This window comes from Anaerotruncus sp. 1XD42-93 (assembly GCF_009917605.1).
GTDB lineage: Bacteria > Bacillota > Clostridia > Oscillospirales > Ruminococcaceae > Anaerotruncus.
In genome coordinates, this window is sequence record NZ_QZEG01000025.1 from 1 (window position 1) to 15,707 (window position 15,707).

The window sequence follows — 15,707 nt, forward strand, 5'->3', positions numbered from 1 at the left end:
AAGGAACCTCGAATCAGGCCCTATTATATTGGGGAAAAGCGGCTGATTACCTTGATGATGAAAATGGATGCTGATATGGTGGTCATGACCATGCCAGACCTGGATAACTTTCATATCAAGCGCAGCTATGTGCGTAAGGACATCGAATATATCTATATCTGCCACGGAATAGGAAGTTCTACCCTATTGCTGAATAAACTCGCTTTGGCACACTATGACACAATTTTTTGTATTGGAGAATATCAGAAGAGGGAGTTCCGACAGGAAGAAGCGGTTTATGGACTTCCTTCAAGAAATTTGATTCCCTGTGGTTATGGACTTTTGGATCGCACAAGGAAGGCATATGCTGAAATGCCGCCATATGCCCGGGAAAAACCGCAGATATTGATTGCGCCATCCTGGCAGACCGACAATATCTTGGACAGTTGTATTGACGAATTACTGGGTTCCTTGTTAACAGGAAAATATAGTGTGATCTTGCGGCCGCATCCGGAATACTGTAAACGTTATCCGCAAAAAATCGCAACATTAAAAAAGAGATATGAACAGCAAATTGGTCCTGATTTTGAGATTCAAACGGATTTTTCTTCCAACGAAACAGTGTTTCAATCTGATCTTGTGGTTACGGACTGGTCAACCATCTGCTATGAATTTTCATTTACGACCAAGCGGCCAACCTTATTTGTGGATACTCCCACGAAAATTATGAATCCGGAGTATGAACGCATCGGGATCATGCCACTGGATATTTTCGTTCGAAAAGCAATCGGGAAATCCATTAGTCCAAAAGAAGCGGGACAAATCCGGCAGACAGTCGATGAGCTGCTTTTAAAAACGGGAGATTATGCAGCATCTATCGAAAATCTGATGAACGAATGCCTATACCATCCGGGGGAAAGCAGCCGGGTAGCAGGAGAGTATATCATTAACCAGATGATTTCCAGACAGACCTCGAGGAAAAAGAGGTGAGCATAGATAAAATGGGGATGGAAGGTTTTATGTATGACCCGCAGATATTTTTAGAGGATATGCTGGCAGATGCACGAAATATCTTCCCAGATATATATGCAGTATTGGTGAAGCCAGAGGAGATGATCTTTGAAGAACGGTCGGCCATGAACTGTTTTTATTGTGGAAAATACAATAGGAACTGGAAATGTCCTCCTAATCTTCCTAAGATTGATTATCCTAAAATGTTTACAGAATATGAATATGGGGCCTTTGTCTACTTAAAATCACCTTTCGCAGATGAAACCTATGAAGATGTTCGTGCACAGTCTTCGATCAGGCTTCATCGGACACTTTTGCGAATGGAGAAATATTTATGGGAGCATGGCAATGCGGTAGCGATTTCATTCGGCGCGGGCTCCTGTAAGCTCTGTAAAGGGGGATGCGGAAAGGAACGATGCAACAATCCGTATGCGGCCAGGAGTCCCTTGGAGGCTACGGGGGTAAATGTGATTAAAAGTGCGGGAAAATACAATATCAGCATAAAGTTTCCACCAAAGGATTTTATTGTGCGTTTGGGGCTTATTTTATGGTAAGGAGGAAAAAGGATGACATACATTTTTTTAGCAGCGGGGCAGGGGTTGCGGCTTTCCCCTTTGACACTGCAAAGGCCAAAGCCGCTTTACAAATTGGATACCAATACAACGGTACTGCAAAGAATGATTAGCCTGATCCGGGAGTTCGATCATCAGGCAGAGATTGTGGTAGTTCTTGGCTATATGGCTGGGGATATCCGGTCTTGCCTTGATAACGATGTGCACTGTTTGATCAATCCCTTTTATAAGGTTACAAATTCGATCGCATCCTTGTGGTTCGCGAGGGAATATCTAGCACGTGACCATGTCACCATCATCAATGGAGATATTGTTGTAGAGAAGGAGCTGGCACGGACAATATTATGTAAAGCGACGGAGAAACCACTCGTGCTGATTGACAGTTCAATCCGGAATAATGGAGATTATAATGTCCAGGTGAAGAATGAAAAAATACTGGTCATGAGCAAGGAACTGAATGAATACTATGGGGAATATGCCGGAATTACACAGCTCGACAGGGGATCAGCACGAAAGCTGAGTCAGCAGATCGCCCAGATGGTAATGGGTGGATTTTACGATCAGTGGTATGAAGATGCACTGGTACAGATGATTTTCAATGAAGATTTTGTCCTGCATTATCAGGATATCAGCAACTATAGATGGACAGAGGTAGATTCCGTCAGCGATATGATGCTGGCCAAGACAATACATTTGGATAATTAGGTTCTTCTTAATAAAGAGAAACAAGTGCACAGACGGATATACAAATCCAGTCTGTGCGCATTTTTTTACGCGCCCCCGCCGCACTTATTTAGGCAGGAACCCAATTTTTTTATAGACCTTATCCAGCGTCCGCTGGGAGAACTTTTCGGCTTTCTCCGCGCCCGCCTTATAGCAATCCTCTAGGTAAGCCTTTTCCTTCATATAGCTGCCATACTGCTCCTGGATTGGGCGCAGCTCCTCGCAGACTGCTTCGCCTACCGCCTGCTTGAAATCGCCATACCCTTTACCCGCGAATGCCTGCTCGATCTGCTCAAAGCTCTGCCCAGTGACTGCGCTGTAAATCGAGATCAGGTTGTTGATTCCATCCTTCCCCTCACGCCAACAGACGCATCCTTCCGAATCAGTGACTGCACTTTTGAACTTTTTCATAATTGTTTCAGGGCGGTCGAGGATGCTGATAAACGCCTTGGGATTGCCATCGCTCTTGGACATCTTTTTCGTCGGTTCCTGGAGCGACATCACCTTTGCTGCGAGTTTGGGGATATACGGTTCGGGGATGGTAAACACATTCCCATAGATCCCGTTGAACCGCTGCGCGACATTGCGGGCCAGCTCGACATGCTGCTTCTGGTCGGTCCCAACAGGAACGAGGTCAGCCTGATAGAGCAGGATGTCCGCCACCATCAGCACTGGATAGGTGAACAGTCCGGCATTCACATTCTCGGGATGGCGGGCGCTCTTGTCTTTGAACTGGGTCATCCGGCTCAACTCTCCAAACTGGGTATAGCAGGCCAGGACCCAGTTCAGTTCAGCGTGGGTTTTGACATGGCTCTGGATAAATGCGATCGACTTTTCCGGGTCAATCCCGCAGGCGAGCAGCAGCGCATAGGCAGAGAGGGTATTTTCCCGTAGGGCTTTGGGATCCTGCCGGACGGTGATCGCGTGCTGGTTAACGATCGAATAGCAGCAGTTGTATTCTTCCTGCATCAGCTTCCAGTTGCGAACCGCACCCAGGTAGTTGCCCAGAGTGAAGATTCCGGTCGGCTGGATGCCGGAAAAGGTGATTTTTTTGTGATTGTTCTGTTCCATGGCAATCTTTCCTTTCAAATTAGAATCGGTCAGGCGGGATACCATTCACGGGTAAGCTGTCCGAGAATCTCGATCCCCTTGACGATTGCCTGATCGGTGGGGGTGGAGAAGTTGAGGCGGAACGCACGACAAGGGGCGGTCTGGTCGGCGAGGAAGGCCGAGCCTGGCACGATCGCGACCTTTTTTTCGACTGCCCGGTTGCAGAATGCCATCATGTCGGCGCCCTCGGGCAGGGTGCACCAAACGAACAGGCCGCCCTCTGGTACGGTGTAGGAAACCGCCGGGGAAAACTCCTTTTTGATGCAGTCGAGCATCAGGCTGCACTTGCGCTTGTAGATTTCCTGGATTTTGTGGATATGCGCTTCAACATCGCAGGTGGTGAGCCAGCGCTCACAGATCATCTGAGCAAGCATATTGGTATGCACATCGGAACACTGCTTTCCGACCGTCATTTTGGCGATCAGCGGTTTGGGAGCGGCGACAAACCCGACCCGGATACCGGGTGCAAGCAGTTTGGAGAAGCTGCCGACATAGATCACAGCGCCGCTTTCATCGAACGACTTGATGCTGGGAACCGGCTCACCGGAGCAGCGCAGATCGCCGTATGGGTTGTCCTCCAATATAAGGACGTTATATTTTTCGGCGAGGCGGAGAACCGCTTTCCGCTTTTCGAGGGAGGTGGTGATACCCGACGGATTTTGGAAGTTGGGTATCATATAGAAGAGTTTGACATTGGGCTGCTCCCTCATCGCCTGCTCGAGCTTTTCCAGATTGACCCCGTCAGGCTCCATCTCGACCCCGACCAGGTTGCAGTTGTAGGAGCGGAAGCAGTTCAGACATCCAATAAACGACGGGTCCTCGCAGAGAACAGTATCCCCCTCATTGACCAATGCCTTGGCGGTGAGGTCGGCGCCCTGCTGTGCCCCTGAAATGATAATCAGCTCGTTGTCCCGCATCGGGATGCCGTAATGGGTTTCGAGCAGTTTTTTACAGGCATCACGCAGGGGCATGTATCCCTCGGTAACCGAATATTGCAGGGCCATGATCGGCTGTTCAGCGAGTATTTCCGCCGCGATCCGCTGTACATCCGCGACCGGGAAGGCATCCGGAGCCGGATTGCCTGCGGCGAACGATATGACCGATGGGTCGGAGGTGGATTTTAAAATCTCCCGGATCAGGGAGGGTTGAAGGGTGGCCATCCTGTCGGAAAATTGATAAACCATGGTTATGTACGACCTTTCTGCCAAATGGCTGAACGATATAAAAATGATCCTGCATGTTTTCAAAAGCTCCCAAGCAGCGCGGGCAGCGTACGTATGGAATTTATTTTAGCATAAATCCCATTTGTTTTCAATCCTTTTACGCGGATGCATGTCCGCAAAATCCGACACCCGCTTTAGACAACTTCTGCGCCCCACCCTCTTTACAATAGGTAGAAACAGATAAACTTTTCAGTATATGAGGAATGGGTGAATTTTATGCAGAACAGAACAGGAGCAGCCGGAGCGGCATTGGGGGCGCGGGCGCGGCAGACGCTGCGTGCACACCGGCTGGAGATGGAGTATCTTGTATGTGCGGTAACCGGCTTCCTTTCAGCGAATGCGTTTGTACTGGGTGGCCTGGCGCCTTTTGGGGTTGCGTTTGCGGCTGCGGCCAAAAAGAAGGATTATGCAGCAGCCGTTTTGGGAGCGACGCTTGGATATCTCGCCTCGTTCCGTCTGGTAACCAATATTAAATATGTGGCGGCGATGCTCCTGCTCTTTCTGCTGCGCTGGGGAGGGGAGAGCGGGTCGTTTGCCAGAAGCCTGCGCATTCCGCGTCTGGCATTCTGCGCTGCTGCTCTGGGAATCCCGTCCCTTGCGCTGATGGTGATTTCAGGCGGAGGAATCTACGACCTGCTGCTTGCGGTCTCGGAGGTCCTTCTTGCCTGCTGTGCAGGATATTTTTTCTCCCGTACGATCCACGCGATGGAGGAAGGGCTTGAAAATGCCCGTCAGTCGGACATCACCAGTGTGATGATTACCTTTTGCATCGCGATTCTTGCACTGGTCAACCTGCACCTTTTCGGACTTTCGGTTGGTCGGGTGCTCGCCTGCCTGACCATCCTGCTCGCCGCACAGGCTGCACGCGAAGCAGGCGGTGCTATTGCAGGGGTCGCGGCAGGGGTGTCCGCAGGATTGCTCGGCGGCGGACAGGCGTTCCTGATGGGCACCTATGGATTTGGCGGGCTGCTCGCAGGGGTGTTTGCCCCGCTTGGTAGGTTTGCATCGGCGGGGGTGTTCATCCTCATCAACCTGTTTGCGATGCTCGCTTCCCGTTCGGGTGCGGACTACCATCTGCTTGCGGAAATCTTTGTCGCCAGCGCTTTTTCGATGCTGATTTCGACCGAACGGATGCAGCGTCTGGCAATGCGTGGGACACAGGGTGACGCGGTACAGGAGGATACCTATCGGGAGATGCTCACCGGGCGGATCGAAAATATTTCGGGCGCGCTGCGGGATGTCGCAGAGACCACCCGCAGGGTGAACGAGAAGCTGGCAGGGATGGTCAGCGGAGATGTCTCTTCGGTCTACCATTGCGCGGCGGACGAGGTCTGCCGCCGGTGCCGCAACAGGACGGTCTGCTGGCAGCTTCGATACAGCGATACCAGCAATGTGATGAACGATATGCTCGGGGTGCTCCGCAGAACCGGCCGGCTTTCCGAGCTGGATTTCCCGGACTATTTTGCGCGGGCCTGCCCCAGCCTTGCCGTACTTTCCGAGCAGATCAGCCGGAAATTTGCAGAATTCACCGCGCGGGAGACGATGCGCCGGAAGGTCGCACAGGTGCGCGGGGTGGTCACCGACCAGTTTGAAGGGATGGCCCTGATGATTGATTCGATGGGGCGGGAACTGGGCGCGCTTGCCGCGCAGGACAGCCAGACCGCCGCACAGGTCAGGACATATCTGGAATCTCTCTCGGTGTTTCCGGACCGGGTTTCCTGCACCCTAGACAGCGGCGCCAATATGACCCTCGAGCTGGTCATTCCAGTCTATAAATTCAACCGCCTGGGCGCGGAAGAGCTGACCTGCGGGCTTTCCGAGCTATGCGGACGGGAATTTGAGCTGCCAGCCAGGCGGGACTCGCTCGACAAAACCATCTGCACCCTGACCTTCACCGAAAAGGCATTTTACACGGTGCGGTGGGGCGCTTCCCAGGCAGGCAGCGGGGAGTCCCGTCTCTGCGGCGACAGTTACAGCTACGCAGACCCGCAGGTGGGGCGGGTCAACATCATCCTCTCGGATGGGATGGGGAGCGGCGGCGCGGCGGCAGTTGATTCGACAATGACCGCTGAACTGCTCAAACGGCTGATCGAAGCGGGAGTGAGCCTGGACGCAGCGCTGAAGCTGGTCAATTCGGCCCTGTTGGTCAAGTCGGGGGAGGAGTCGCTCGCCACCATCGATATCACCGGGGTGGATCTTTACACCGGCTGTGCCGAGTTCTATAAGGCGGGCGCTGCACCGACCTTCCTGCGCAAGTCGGGCAAGGGGGGATATGTCGAATCGAGCTCGCTGCCGGTGGGCATCTTGGGCGGGGTCAGCTTTGAGAAAAACGCGGTTACCCTGCGCGAAGGGGATGTGATCCTGATGGTCTCGGACGGGGCGGTCACCAGCGGATATGGATGGATTGTCAGCGAATTGGAGCACTTCTCCGGGGACGATCCCAAAGAATTGAGCGAACGGATTGTCACCGAGGCGAAACGCCGCCGCAACGACGGCCACGAGGACGATGTGACGGCGATCGCTGTCATTCTGGAGCGCTGCTGAGCCTTACTTTTCCAGAGGCTCTGATCTCCAACATGCGTTTGACATCCTCATACAGGGCGTCGTGATTTTCCAATTCGATCATCAGCCATTTTTGCCCATTGCCTTCTTGGGTATCCCGATAGATCTGCTGGATTTCGGGGCGGAAGGAGGGAAGCGCTGCTTCGAAACGCTCCTTTTCCTTTCTACCGATGACAACCATTACAGCAAAGGTATTTTCTCTCGGGTATACCGTACATAAAGACCGGCCCCCTTTTTGGAACCTGATGTTCCATCCAGGCTCCCAACTGCATTTGCTGAAGGCAAGCGCTGGTTTTGCGCGGTAGTTTTTTTCCAGATATGCGCAAAAGGTATCCCACAAAGGGTTATGGATATAATCACTGATTTCAGCCATGGAAGGGGGATAGGCGTGGTTTTCTCTGCAAATCATAAAACGGAACCTCATCTTTCAAATTTGGGGGAGTTTGACGCAGGAGGCTTTTTCACCTGCAAAAAGCCTTCGGTGGGTTGGAAGAATCGGGTGAAATTTTGAGAACGCTCTGGTGGATTGGACAGAGCAAAAACCAGCGCCCCGGCCCGGAGGCGGGAACGCTGGAACATTTTCTCAGTCACAGGGAGGAGATCAAAGGAAGTTGCCGACCTCAAACATCATCACGAACCGGAACGATTCCTCTTCAAGGACGGTTTTTTTCGTGGTGGAACGGTCTTCATTGACCTCCTGCACCGATACCTTGGTTGGCGCGTACCGGTTATAGAGGGAAAACTCATTCGCAATCTTCGAAACCGCCCCGAGGCTCGAGACGAGCACAAGCGGGGTATCCTCGGTGACAAAACGCTCATAGGCGGGATCCTGATTGTTGTCAAAATCGTCTACAAAATGGTACAGTCCGTTTTCACCGACCGGTGCATTTTCAAGCAGGAAGGGCATCGCGCTCGTAACACGGGAGAGCGCTGGAAAATAACTGTTGAACGGCACCTTTCTCATACTGAGTGCGGTCATGTTTTCCCGGCGGGTTTCGGTCTTTTGCAGGGTAGCCCGCTTTTCGTTGGCGGTGACCGTCCAGTACTCCGCCTGGTTGTTCGAGACAAGATTGACCATATGGATGGTCAGATTGGTTACAATCCCGCTGCTGGTGCCGTTGTCCTGCACAGTCATGGTGCTGTCGAGGGTCAACAGTTTGGAGGCGTTGTCCTGTCCGATAATCCGGATGATCTCCTGCATGGTATCCTTCTGAAGGACCGATGCGGCTGTGGTATCCTGTAACCTGGTGGTATTCATCTGAAGCTGGACGAATGAGATCAGGCGGGAGATGCCGAGAAGGAGCAGCACAAAGAGTGCAAACCCGATGATCCCCACCATGATGATTCTGCGTTTATAGACCGGCTTGAGCCGTTTGAACTGTGCGTAAGTCAGACCCATTTTTCCATACACCGCCTGCATTGAAAGATAAAACTGTCTATCCCTATTATAATGCATCTGAAAAGAATGTCAAATCCCGTCGAACGGGAATTTTAACCGCCCGGAATCTGTCGAAAAGATGCAGTGATCCCATTTTTCAGACAGTCCCCAGGCCGGTGGTGCGCGCATAGTGGAAGAGGTATTGCTGGGCGATCCCCTCGTATCCTCTGGCACAGTCAGGGAGGCCATCCGGATAGAGGCGCTCCATCACCCGCCGCATCCAGACGTCGATTGGGAAACACTCCACCCTGCCGCACCCGTAAAGCAAGGCGCAGTCCGCGACCTTGACCCCCACGCCAGTGATCCGGGTGAGCATCGCGCGGGCTTCGGGAAGCGGCAGGGAGCAGCAGGCTTCCAGATCTACCTGCCCGGAAACGACCTTTTGTGCCGCATCCACCAGATAGCGGGCGCGAAATCCCGCACGCAGCGGGGCGAGGTCGGCAGGGGAACAGGAGGCGACCGCTTCAGGCGAGGGGAACGCGAACCCGCCGCCCTCGGCAGGCTCCCCCAATAGTTCGCAGAACCGGGAGACAATCCCCTTAATTCGTTTGACATGGTTGTTCTGGCTGATGATGAACGAGGAGAGCGCCTCCCACGGTTCCTGACGCAGCACCCGGATGCCAGGCGCATACTCGACAGCCCGGGCAAGAGCGGGATCGGAGGAAAACCGGCGTTTGAGAGCAGCGTAATCCCGTCCAAGATCGAAATAGGGGTGCCAGACCTGCTCGAAGGAGGCGCGGCTGATCCCCCAAAGCCGCACCGCATCCCCTTCCCGGGAGATGCGGCAGCGTTTTTTGTGCGCAATGCCGATAAAACTGCCGTCCATTTGTTCTTCCCAACGAAAAGCCTGTCCGCAGTCGAGGGTCTGCGCAAGATCAAAATCAGGCATATCCGGCAGGAGAACACCCGATTCGTCGAAAGTTGCGGGGATTTGCAGCGCAGATTTCAGCAAGATTTTCCCTCCTTGTGCAAAAGTGGAATGCCATCAGTATACCAGATTGCAGCGCAAAAGAAAATAAAAATTCCTCAGAAAATTTTATGGAATTCTACGAAAATATACGGACATATCCGGCTGGTTGATTACAGATGGTAATCAGCCGCCGGCTTTTTTGGAATGCTGGGAAAAATGGGATGTGCAAAACTTTGTGGAATCTGTGAAAACTTTTCCTGGTGGAAAACCGCTTGTAATCGAATGGTTTTCTACAGTTTCCACTGACTTTTCCACTGGTTTGAGGGAATTCAGAAGGTTTTCCACTACGTTTTCAACGGTATGTTAATACTTTCGGTGTATTCAGCCTGATACAGGCGGTTTTTGTTTTTGTATAAAATGACGCTTGACAAGGGAATAATTCCATTAGGGCGGTAAAAAATAGATTGGACAAATCCGGAAAGGGGAGAAGCCTATGTTGAAAGGGGTCAGTCAGAAGGTAATCGAGGTAGTCCACACCGATAACCGCTATTTTGAGAAGGCAATCCTGTTCCTGCGGCCTGCCGCACAGGGGGAGGATAAAGCAAAACTGAAACTGCATGCAGGGGAGTATCTGGGGCAGATCGACTTTGCTCCCCAGAATCACGCCAAAAAGAAGCTGTCTGCGGGCGACCTGATACGTATAGCCGTTGCCGCGCTGGCTGGTGCGGCGGTCGCCTGCCTGTTTTTCCTGCTGTAACGCCGGGTGCGCCCTTGGGTCAGGGCGCCCTTTTGCGTTCCGAACAAAAAAATATTGCGCCCACCGGTTGGAATTCGGCCCGAAATATGCTATGCTAATATACGTATCGAAAAAAGAAAACTTTTTCGAAAGGTTAGGGGCGCGGCACAGACGGTTGCCGGACAGCTCTGTATAGGACGGATTTGCGTGCCGGAACCCCCGGCACGGTTGGCAGGAGGTTACTGTTTTATGGGAAATTCCAACCCCAAACACGACCGGGAAGACGATACGCTGGTTCTCGGGCGCAATGCGGTGGTTGAGCTGCTGCGCGGAGGACGGGAGGTCGAATGCGTCTATCTCTGCGACGATGTACCCGCCAGAGGGCAGCCGCTCTCACGGATCGCCGGGCTGGCGAAGGAAGCGGGGGTACCGGTCAAGCGGGTGGATTCCCGCAAGCTGGACCAGCTCGCCGGCGGGCTGAACCATCAGGGGGCTGTGGCGGTAGCCGCAGCGTTCCGATACAGCACGATCGACGAGATCTTCGCACGTGCAGGAGAGGAGCCCCCTTTTCTTCTGATCGCAGATTCGATCGAGGACCCGCACAACCTCGGTGCGATTATCCGCACCGCAGAAGCCGCAGGTGCGCATGGGATTATCATTCCCAAGCGGGGCAGCGCCGGGCTGACGCCGATTGTCGGGCGTACAAGCGCAGGTGCGGTCGAGCATCTGCCGGTTGCGCGGGTGACCAACCTTGTCGCAGCTATCCGGCAGCTCAAGGAACGCGGCGTCTGGATATTTGGTGCAGACATGAATGGAGGACGGTGGGAATCTACCGATCTGACCGGCAGTATCGGGCTGGTGATCGGTTCGGAGGGGTTCGGCCTCTCCCGATTGGTGCGGGAACACTGCGACGGAATCCTCTCTCTTCCAATGTGTGGGAAGATCAATTCGCTGAATGCCTCAGTTGCGGCTGGTATTCTGCTTTATGAGGTGGTTCGCCAGCGTACAAAATGAGCGTCCGCTTTGCAGCCTGGATGTTTTGCCAGGTTGCGGGAATTTGTTCAGTATTTATGCAAGGGGGCTTTTTCTCTTGCAAAAGCCCCCTCTTGCCGCTTCGCGGCAATTCACCCGAAAAAAGCGCTTCACAGGATAAAGCGTTCCGCCGCGTGCGCGCGGCGGCGGGAGCTCCGCCCCTCGACCCCGCAATTTTTTGAAAAAAATTGAGTAAAACTTTAGTTTTAGGAAAAAAGCGGTACCCGGCCCGGAAGGGAGGGGCCTACGGGGAGGGGTCGCCGACCCCTCGCCCGTAAGGCAAACTGAGGGGGCGTCGCGCGAAGCGCGCTTCGGGCTGAAAGCCCGAGAAGCCCCCCGAAGAAGGGCGCTTGCGCCCCGGAAGTTTGGGCTGGAACCCAAACTTCCGTTGCCTCACTGCCCCTCGACCCCGCAATTTTTTGAAAAAAATTGAGTAAAACTTTAGGTGTTGAACAGGTTTTGAGATTTTGTCCGTTTTTGCTCCGTTCAAGGAGATATCGCTGCGCGTCGGTTGGCCTATGTGCGCCGTTCGGCAGTTTTTATGGTAAGTTGCCGCCCGGAGAGCGGCAGGAAGGGGATTGTGAAAGTCCCTCTGTTTCAAGAGATCAACCACCGGCACAGACCGGCAGATTCCAGTTAGAAGGAGGGAACTGTTTGATATGGCGCCAGACTATAATGTAGATGATATTTTGGAGGAAATCCGCAGAAAAAAACAGCGGGAAGCGCAGCAGGCGGGCGGGGATACATATTCCGCGCCCTCTGCGCCGCGTCAGACCTCTGTGCCCCGCCAGCCCTCTGCGGCGCCCCGTCCGCGTCCCGCGCAGCAGCCGCCACAGACGGATGCTGCCTCCGGACGCCAGCCGGCGCGCCCTTCCTCCACGAGGCAGCAGGCGGGAGCCCCTTATTATGCGCCGCGCGCCCACAGCAGCGGGGCAGGAAAGGCGCAGACGCCACCTTCTGCGGCAAGGCCGCGCCGCCCACAGGAACCGGGACAGACGCCGTCCCATCCGGCAGGGCAGGTGCGCCGCTCGCAGCAGCGCGCGGAGGATGGTGGATACCCTCCCGCCGGCCGGCGCGCTCCGGCATCCCGGCGTACGCCCGACCCAACCGCCGCGCAGGGGGAGACTTACGGCGAGGGGTTCAGTTTTCGTGCTTCCGAGCCGTCCGCGGCAGAACCCCAGCAGCAGGAGCGGACGAAAACAGGCGGACAGAAGTTTGGCGGTGAGGAAGAACCGTTTCAGCTCAATTTTTCGCTCGACGATGGGCCTTCCGCCGGCGCACCCCGCCCCGCTGATGCAACCCGCATGGATATCCCGATCTCCAAACGCAGGAAGGAAGCGGTTGATTCCACACAGGAGATGGAACCGCCGGTTCCATCCAAACGTTCCCGCCGCTCCCGCCGGGAGCGCCCCGAAAGCATCGTCCAGTCCCAATGGAAGGACAGCTATGCCGAACAGGAGCGCTATGAACAGGAGGAGGCATCCGACGATGATTTTGCTTCCCCTGCCGATGCCCCCTATGTCGCAAAGGACCTCAAGTCGATCCGGATCGGCCTGATGGTCAAATTCCTGCTCACCCTGATCCTTGGGGCGGTTTCAGCCTATCTGGCTTTTTCACTGCGGATGCTGCCGTTTGGGAAACTGCTTGGGCTGAAGGACGACTATCGGCTGGCGCTTCCGCCGTTCATGTGGCCGGAAGAGGATATGCGAGTCTTTCTGATTGTCAACCTCGTGGTGATGGTGCTGGCGGCGATTGTTGCCAGCAATGTGGTCGGCAGCGGTTTTTCCGCCTTTTTCCGGCTGCGTGCCGACTCGGATTCCCCTGCCGCCCTCGCAACGCTGGGAGCGCTTGTGCAAGGGATTGTGCTGACCATCTTCCCGGATACGGTGCTTGAGAGCGAGCACATCAGCCTCTATTTTCCGGTCGCGATCTTCGCCCTTGCCTGTAACCTGGCAGGCAGGCTGGTGATGATGCGCCGGGTCGAGCGGAACTTCCGGTTCCTCACCTCCAACAAGGAGAAGTATGCGCTGGCGCAGATCCAAAGCCGCGATTTTGCCCGCGAGTTTTCACGCGGGCTTGGCCCGGACGTCGATAAGGTTGCCTACAGCGCGCCTGCGGGTTTCTTCTCCGGCTTCCTGGATAAAAGCTACGCGCCCGATTACAGTGACTCGTTCAGCCGGCTCTCGGTGCCGATCGTATTTGTCCTCAGCATCGTGGTCGGGGTAGGCACCGCGCTCTTCGCCAAAAGCGGGGATGTCGATGTCGCAAATACTGCGGTCTCGGCATTCGCGGCGGTGCTCTGCATCACGGCGCCGTTCGCGGGCGCGATCTTCCCCAATCTCATGCTCGGCAGGGTTTCCAAACAGCTGATCCGCCGCGGTGCGATGCTGACCGGCTATGAATCCGCGGAGGATTTTGCTGACACCAGTGCAGTGGTGGTCAGTGACAAAGATCTTTTCTCGTCCGAGAGCGTTATGCTTCACGGCATGAAGGTTTTCGCCGAAAAGCGGATTGACGAGGCGATCCTTGACGCGGCGAGCGTTATCCTTTCGTGCGACGGGATCATGTCTGCGGCATTCATCAACATGATCGGCGGCAAACGCTCGATGCTCAAAAAGGTTGACAGTGTGGTATACGAGGATGGGATGGGGATTTCAGCCTGGGTGGACGGAAAACGGGTGCTGATCGGCAGCCGTGAGCTGATGCAGAACCACGACATTGCCGCCCCTTCCAAAGATTTTGAAAGCCGTTATGCCCGTGATGGGCGGCGGGTCCTGTATATCTCCAACTCCGGGGAGCTTTCCGCGATGTTTGTAGTCAGCTATAACGCCGATCCTGCCGCAATCGAGTCGATCCGCGAGATGGAGCGCAATGGGATCGCAATTATCGTTTATACCACCGATCCCAATATCACCAACGATCTGGTTGCGATGGAATTCGGGATCAAGCGGACCCGCGTCCGGGTGCTGCCCGCAAAGCTGCATGGCGAATATGCGTTTCTCGTGCGTCCGAAAGAGCGGATTGCGGCCAATGGCGTGCATTCGGGCGGCCTGCGCGGGGTCAGCCTGCTGATGCGTGCGTCCAATGCGGTGCGAAAATCGGTGATGACTGCAACGATCGTGCAGGTCGTTGGGATCATTGTCGGCTATGGGCTGGTTACGCTCATGTCATTCACCGGCTCGCTGGCGTCGGCTTCGTTCTGGGTGATCCTGCTCTTTAACCTCGCATGGATGCTGGTGACGCTGGTCACTGCGTCGATCCAGAAATCCTGAGAGGCTGTTTCAGAATTGTCGGAAAGACGAAGGGGATTTTTGGGAATCCGTATTCAGAATCGGAGAATGCCAGATGGGCAAGGTGGTTTATTAACCTGTCCGGATGGCATCGAACGGTTGTGAATACGGGTTCTTTCCCTGTAAAAGGCGTTCTTTTATCATCAGGCTTGCGGCAGTTTATCCGGCTGTGTTCCGTTGCGGAAACCGTAGCTGGTGATTCCGACGTAAGCGCTGATCGGACAATGTGCGCGGCAGGAGGCGGTAAGAAATGAGAAAATGTCCGATGAGAAACAAACTTTAAAGGAAGGAGGAACAAGGATGGACAGACGGCGCAGGCTGCTCCAAAAGCAGTTGGATGCAGCAGTCCGGGAGGAAACCCGGCTGCTTTCCCCCAAGGCTCCGGGACGTCTGGAACAGACGATCCGCAAGGCGGAAGAAAGATTCCCGCCGGGTGCGGTCTCAGCGCTGCAAAAGGCGTTTGGGCTGGGGTTCGAAAAGGTGTTTGCATCAGGGACAGGGGTGATCGAATGGACGATCCAACCTGAAAAAAGCCGGAAAGCGGCGCAGCATGCGGCCGCCCCCCTAAAGACCGGGCGCGTCAGATCCGGCCTGCGCGGAATCGAGCGGCAGGCGAGGCGGCGTGTCCGGGGGAACCGGGCACTGACTGCGGCGGAGGGTGCCGCACTTGGCCTGCTTGGAATCGGGCTTCCGGATATCCCGATTTTTGTCGGGATGCTTTTGAAAACCGTCTATGAGGTGGCGGTTGCCTACGGATTTTCGTATGAACCGGAGGAGGAACGTCTATACATCCTTCAGCTGCTTTGTGCCGCACTCGCTGGGGACGGGCGGATGTACAGCGCACAGGCCGACCGTACTGCCTTCCGGCTCGGGAATGGGAAGTCCCCGGACGGGGATCTGGATACCTGGATTGCAGCCGCTTCACAGCAGCTTTGTCTGCGTCTGCTGGCGGTGAAGGCGGTGCAGGGCCTGCCGCTTGTTGGTGTGGTGGGCGGCGGATTCAATTGGGCGGTGCTTGGGCGGACCGGACGGTTGGCCCGGATCAAGTACCGCAAGCGGATGTTGTCCAGGATGCTTGATGTTGTGCAAAATTAACAGGAATTTTGGTTTTATTTATACGT

At 54.7% G+C, this 15,707-nt stretch carries 13 protein-coding genes; 8 read left to right on the plus strand and 5 right to left on the minus strand.

The genetic code is table 11. From position 1 onward, the window contains the following. From D5269_RS10240 to D5269_RS10250, 3 genes are all read left to right on the plus strand, one after another. The coding region (locus tag D5269_RS10240; protein WP_199735733.1) for a CDP-glycerol glycerophosphotransferase family protein at positions 1 to 969 on the plus strand (969 nt) is incomplete at its 5' end. After that, positions 966 to 1,544: a DUF2284 domain-containing protein gene (locus D5269_RS10245; protein WP_243126822.1), complete on the plus strand. Its 579-nt coding sequence runs from the start codon at positions 966 to 968 to the stop codon at positions 1,542 to 1,544. The genes D5269_RS10240 and D5269_RS10245, both read left to right, overlap by 4 nt. Before the next feature lie 12 nt (positions 1,545 to 1,556). After that, positions 1,557 to 2,267, plus strand: a complete 711-nt coding sequence (locus D5269_RS10250; protein WP_120485771.1) for an NTP transferase domain-containing protein — start codon at positions 1,557 to 1,559, stop codon at positions 2,265 to 2,267. A gap of 84 nt (positions 2,268 to 2,351) precedes the next feature. Here D5269_RS10250 and trpS read toward each other — a convergent pair whose 3' ends face one another. Further along, positions 2,352 to 3,356, minus strand: coding sequence for a tryptophan--tRNA ligase (gene trpS / locus D5269_RS10255; RefSeq protein WP_016317274.1), 1,005 nt, complete (start codon positions 3,354 to 3,356; stop codon positions 2,352 to 2,354). A 29-nt stretch (positions 3,357 to 3,385) separates the two neighbouring features. Then, positions 3,386 to 4,579 carry a PLP-dependent aminotransferase family protein gene (locus D5269_RS10260; RefSeq protein WP_120485772.1) on the minus strand — a complete coding sequence of 398 codons (1,194 nt, stop codon included), beginning with the start codon at positions 4,577 to 4,579 and terminating at the stop codon, positions 3,386 to 3,388. Between the two features lie 255 nt (positions 4,580 to 4,834). Here D5269_RS10260 and D5269_RS10265 point away from each other — a divergent pair, with 255 nt between their 5' ends. After that, on the plus strand, positions 4,835 to 7,162 hold the full coding sequence (locus tag D5269_RS10265; protein WP_022788582.1) for a SpoIIE family protein phosphatase: 2,328 nt from the start codon (positions 4,835 to 4,837) through the stop codon (positions 7,160 to 7,162). On the opposite strand, the gene D5269_RS10270 is transcribed toward D5269_RS10265, so the two are convergent. The 3 genes from D5269_RS10270 to D5269_RS10280 all read right to left on the minus strand — a co-directional run bounded on the left by D5269_RS10270 (position 7,143) and on the right by D5269_RS10280 (position 9,570). Then, the gene (locus D5269_RS10270; RefSeq protein WP_243126823.1) at positions 7,143 to 7,553 is read right to left on the minus strand and encodes a DUF3788 domain-containing protein; all 411 of its coding nucleotides are present in this window, start codon (positions 7,551 to 7,553) and stop codon (positions 7,143 to 7,145) included. The two genes, D5269_RS10265 and D5269_RS10270, sit on opposite strands and share 20 nt — an antisense overlap. Positions 7,554 to 7,781: 228 nt before the next feature. Then, positions 7,782 to 8,579: a DUF2970 domain-containing protein gene (locus D5269_RS10275; RefSeq protein WP_120485774.1), complete on the minus strand. Its 798-nt coding sequence runs from the start codon at positions 8,577 to 8,579 to the stop codon at positions 7,782 to 7,784. Positions 8,580 to 8,715: 136 nt separating this feature from the next. Next, entirely contained in the window at positions 8,716 to 9,570 is an 855-nt protein-coding gene (locus tag D5269_RS10280; RefSeq protein WP_347707295.1) for a DNA glycosylase, read from the minus strand. 451 nt (positions 9,571 to 10,021) lie between these two features. Here D5269_RS10280 and D5269_RS10285 point away from each other — a divergent pair, with 451 nt between their 5' ends. The 4 genes from D5269_RS10285 (at position 10,022) to D5269_RS10300 (ending at position 15,681) form a co-directional block, all read left to right on the plus strand. After that, positions 10,022 to 10,285, plus strand: coding sequence for a hypothetical protein (locus D5269_RS10285; RefSeq protein ID WP_016317280.1), 264 nt, complete (start codon positions 10,022 to 10,024; stop codon positions 10,283 to 10,285). 228 nt (positions 10,286 to 10,513) lie between these two features. After that, a complete protein-coding gene (rlmB, locus tag D5269_RS10290; RefSeq protein WP_016317281.1) occupies positions 10,514 to 11,278 on the plus strand; it encodes a 23S rRNA (guanosine(2251)-2'-O)-methyltransferase RlmB in 765 nt (254 codons plus the stop codon). 677 nt (positions 11,279 to 11,955) lie between these two features. Then, entirely contained in the window at positions 11,956 to 14,568 is a 2,613-nt protein-coding gene (locus D5269_RS10295) for a hypothetical protein (protein ID WP_120485776.1), read from the plus strand. 318 nt (positions 14,569 to 14,886) lie between these two features. Then, positions 14,887 to 15,681 (plus strand): EcsC family protein, encoded by a 795-nt coding sequence (locus tag D5269_RS10300; protein WP_158604972.1) that lies wholly within the window; start codon positions 14,887 to 14,889, stop codon positions 15,679 to 15,681. Positions 15,682 to 15,707: the final 26 nt, after the last annotated feature.

Excerpts from the sequence above, each read along its gene's own strand:
- rlmB (WP_016317281.1), top strand. The coding sequence starts at position 10,514 with ATGGGAAATTCCAACCCCAAACACGACCGGGAAGACGATACGCTGGTT.
- D5269_RS10275 (WP_120485774.1), bottom strand. The coding sequence starts at position 8,579 with ATGGGTCTGACTTACGCACAGTTCAAACGGCTCAAGCCGGTCTATAAA.
- D5269_RS10260 (WP_120485772.1), bottom strand. The coding sequence starts at position 4,579 with ATGGTTTATCAATTTTCCGACAGGATGGCCACCCTTCAACCCTCCCTG.
- D5269_RS10285 (WP_016317280.1), top strand. The coding sequence starts at position 10,022 with ATGTTGAAAGGGGTCAGTCAGAAGGTAATCGAGGTAGTCCACACCGAT.
- D5269_RS10270 (WP_243126823.1), bottom strand. The coding sequence starts at position 7,553 with ATGGCTGAAATCAGTGATTATATCCATAACCCTTTGTGGGATACCTTT.
- D5269_RS10300 (WP_158604972.1), top strand. The coding sequence starts at position 14,887 with ATGGACAGACGGCGCAGGCTGCTCCAAAAGCAGTTGGATGCAGCAGTC.
- trpS (WP_016317274.1), bottom strand. The coding sequence starts at position 3,356 with ATGGAACAGAACAATCACAAAAAAATCACCTTTTCCGGCATCCAGCCG.
- D5269_RS10295 (WP_120485776.1), top strand. The coding sequence starts at position 11,956 with ATGGCGCCAGACTATAATGTAGATGATATTTTGGAGGAAATCCGCAGA.
- D5269_RS10265 (WP_022788582.1), top strand. The coding sequence starts at position 4,835 with ATGCAGAACAGAACAGGAGCAGCCGGAGCGGCATTGGGGGCGCGGGCG.
- D5269_RS10250 (WP_120485771.1), top strand. The coding sequence starts at position 1,557 with ATGACATACATTTTTTTAGCAGCGGGGCAGGGGTTGCGGCTTTCCCCT.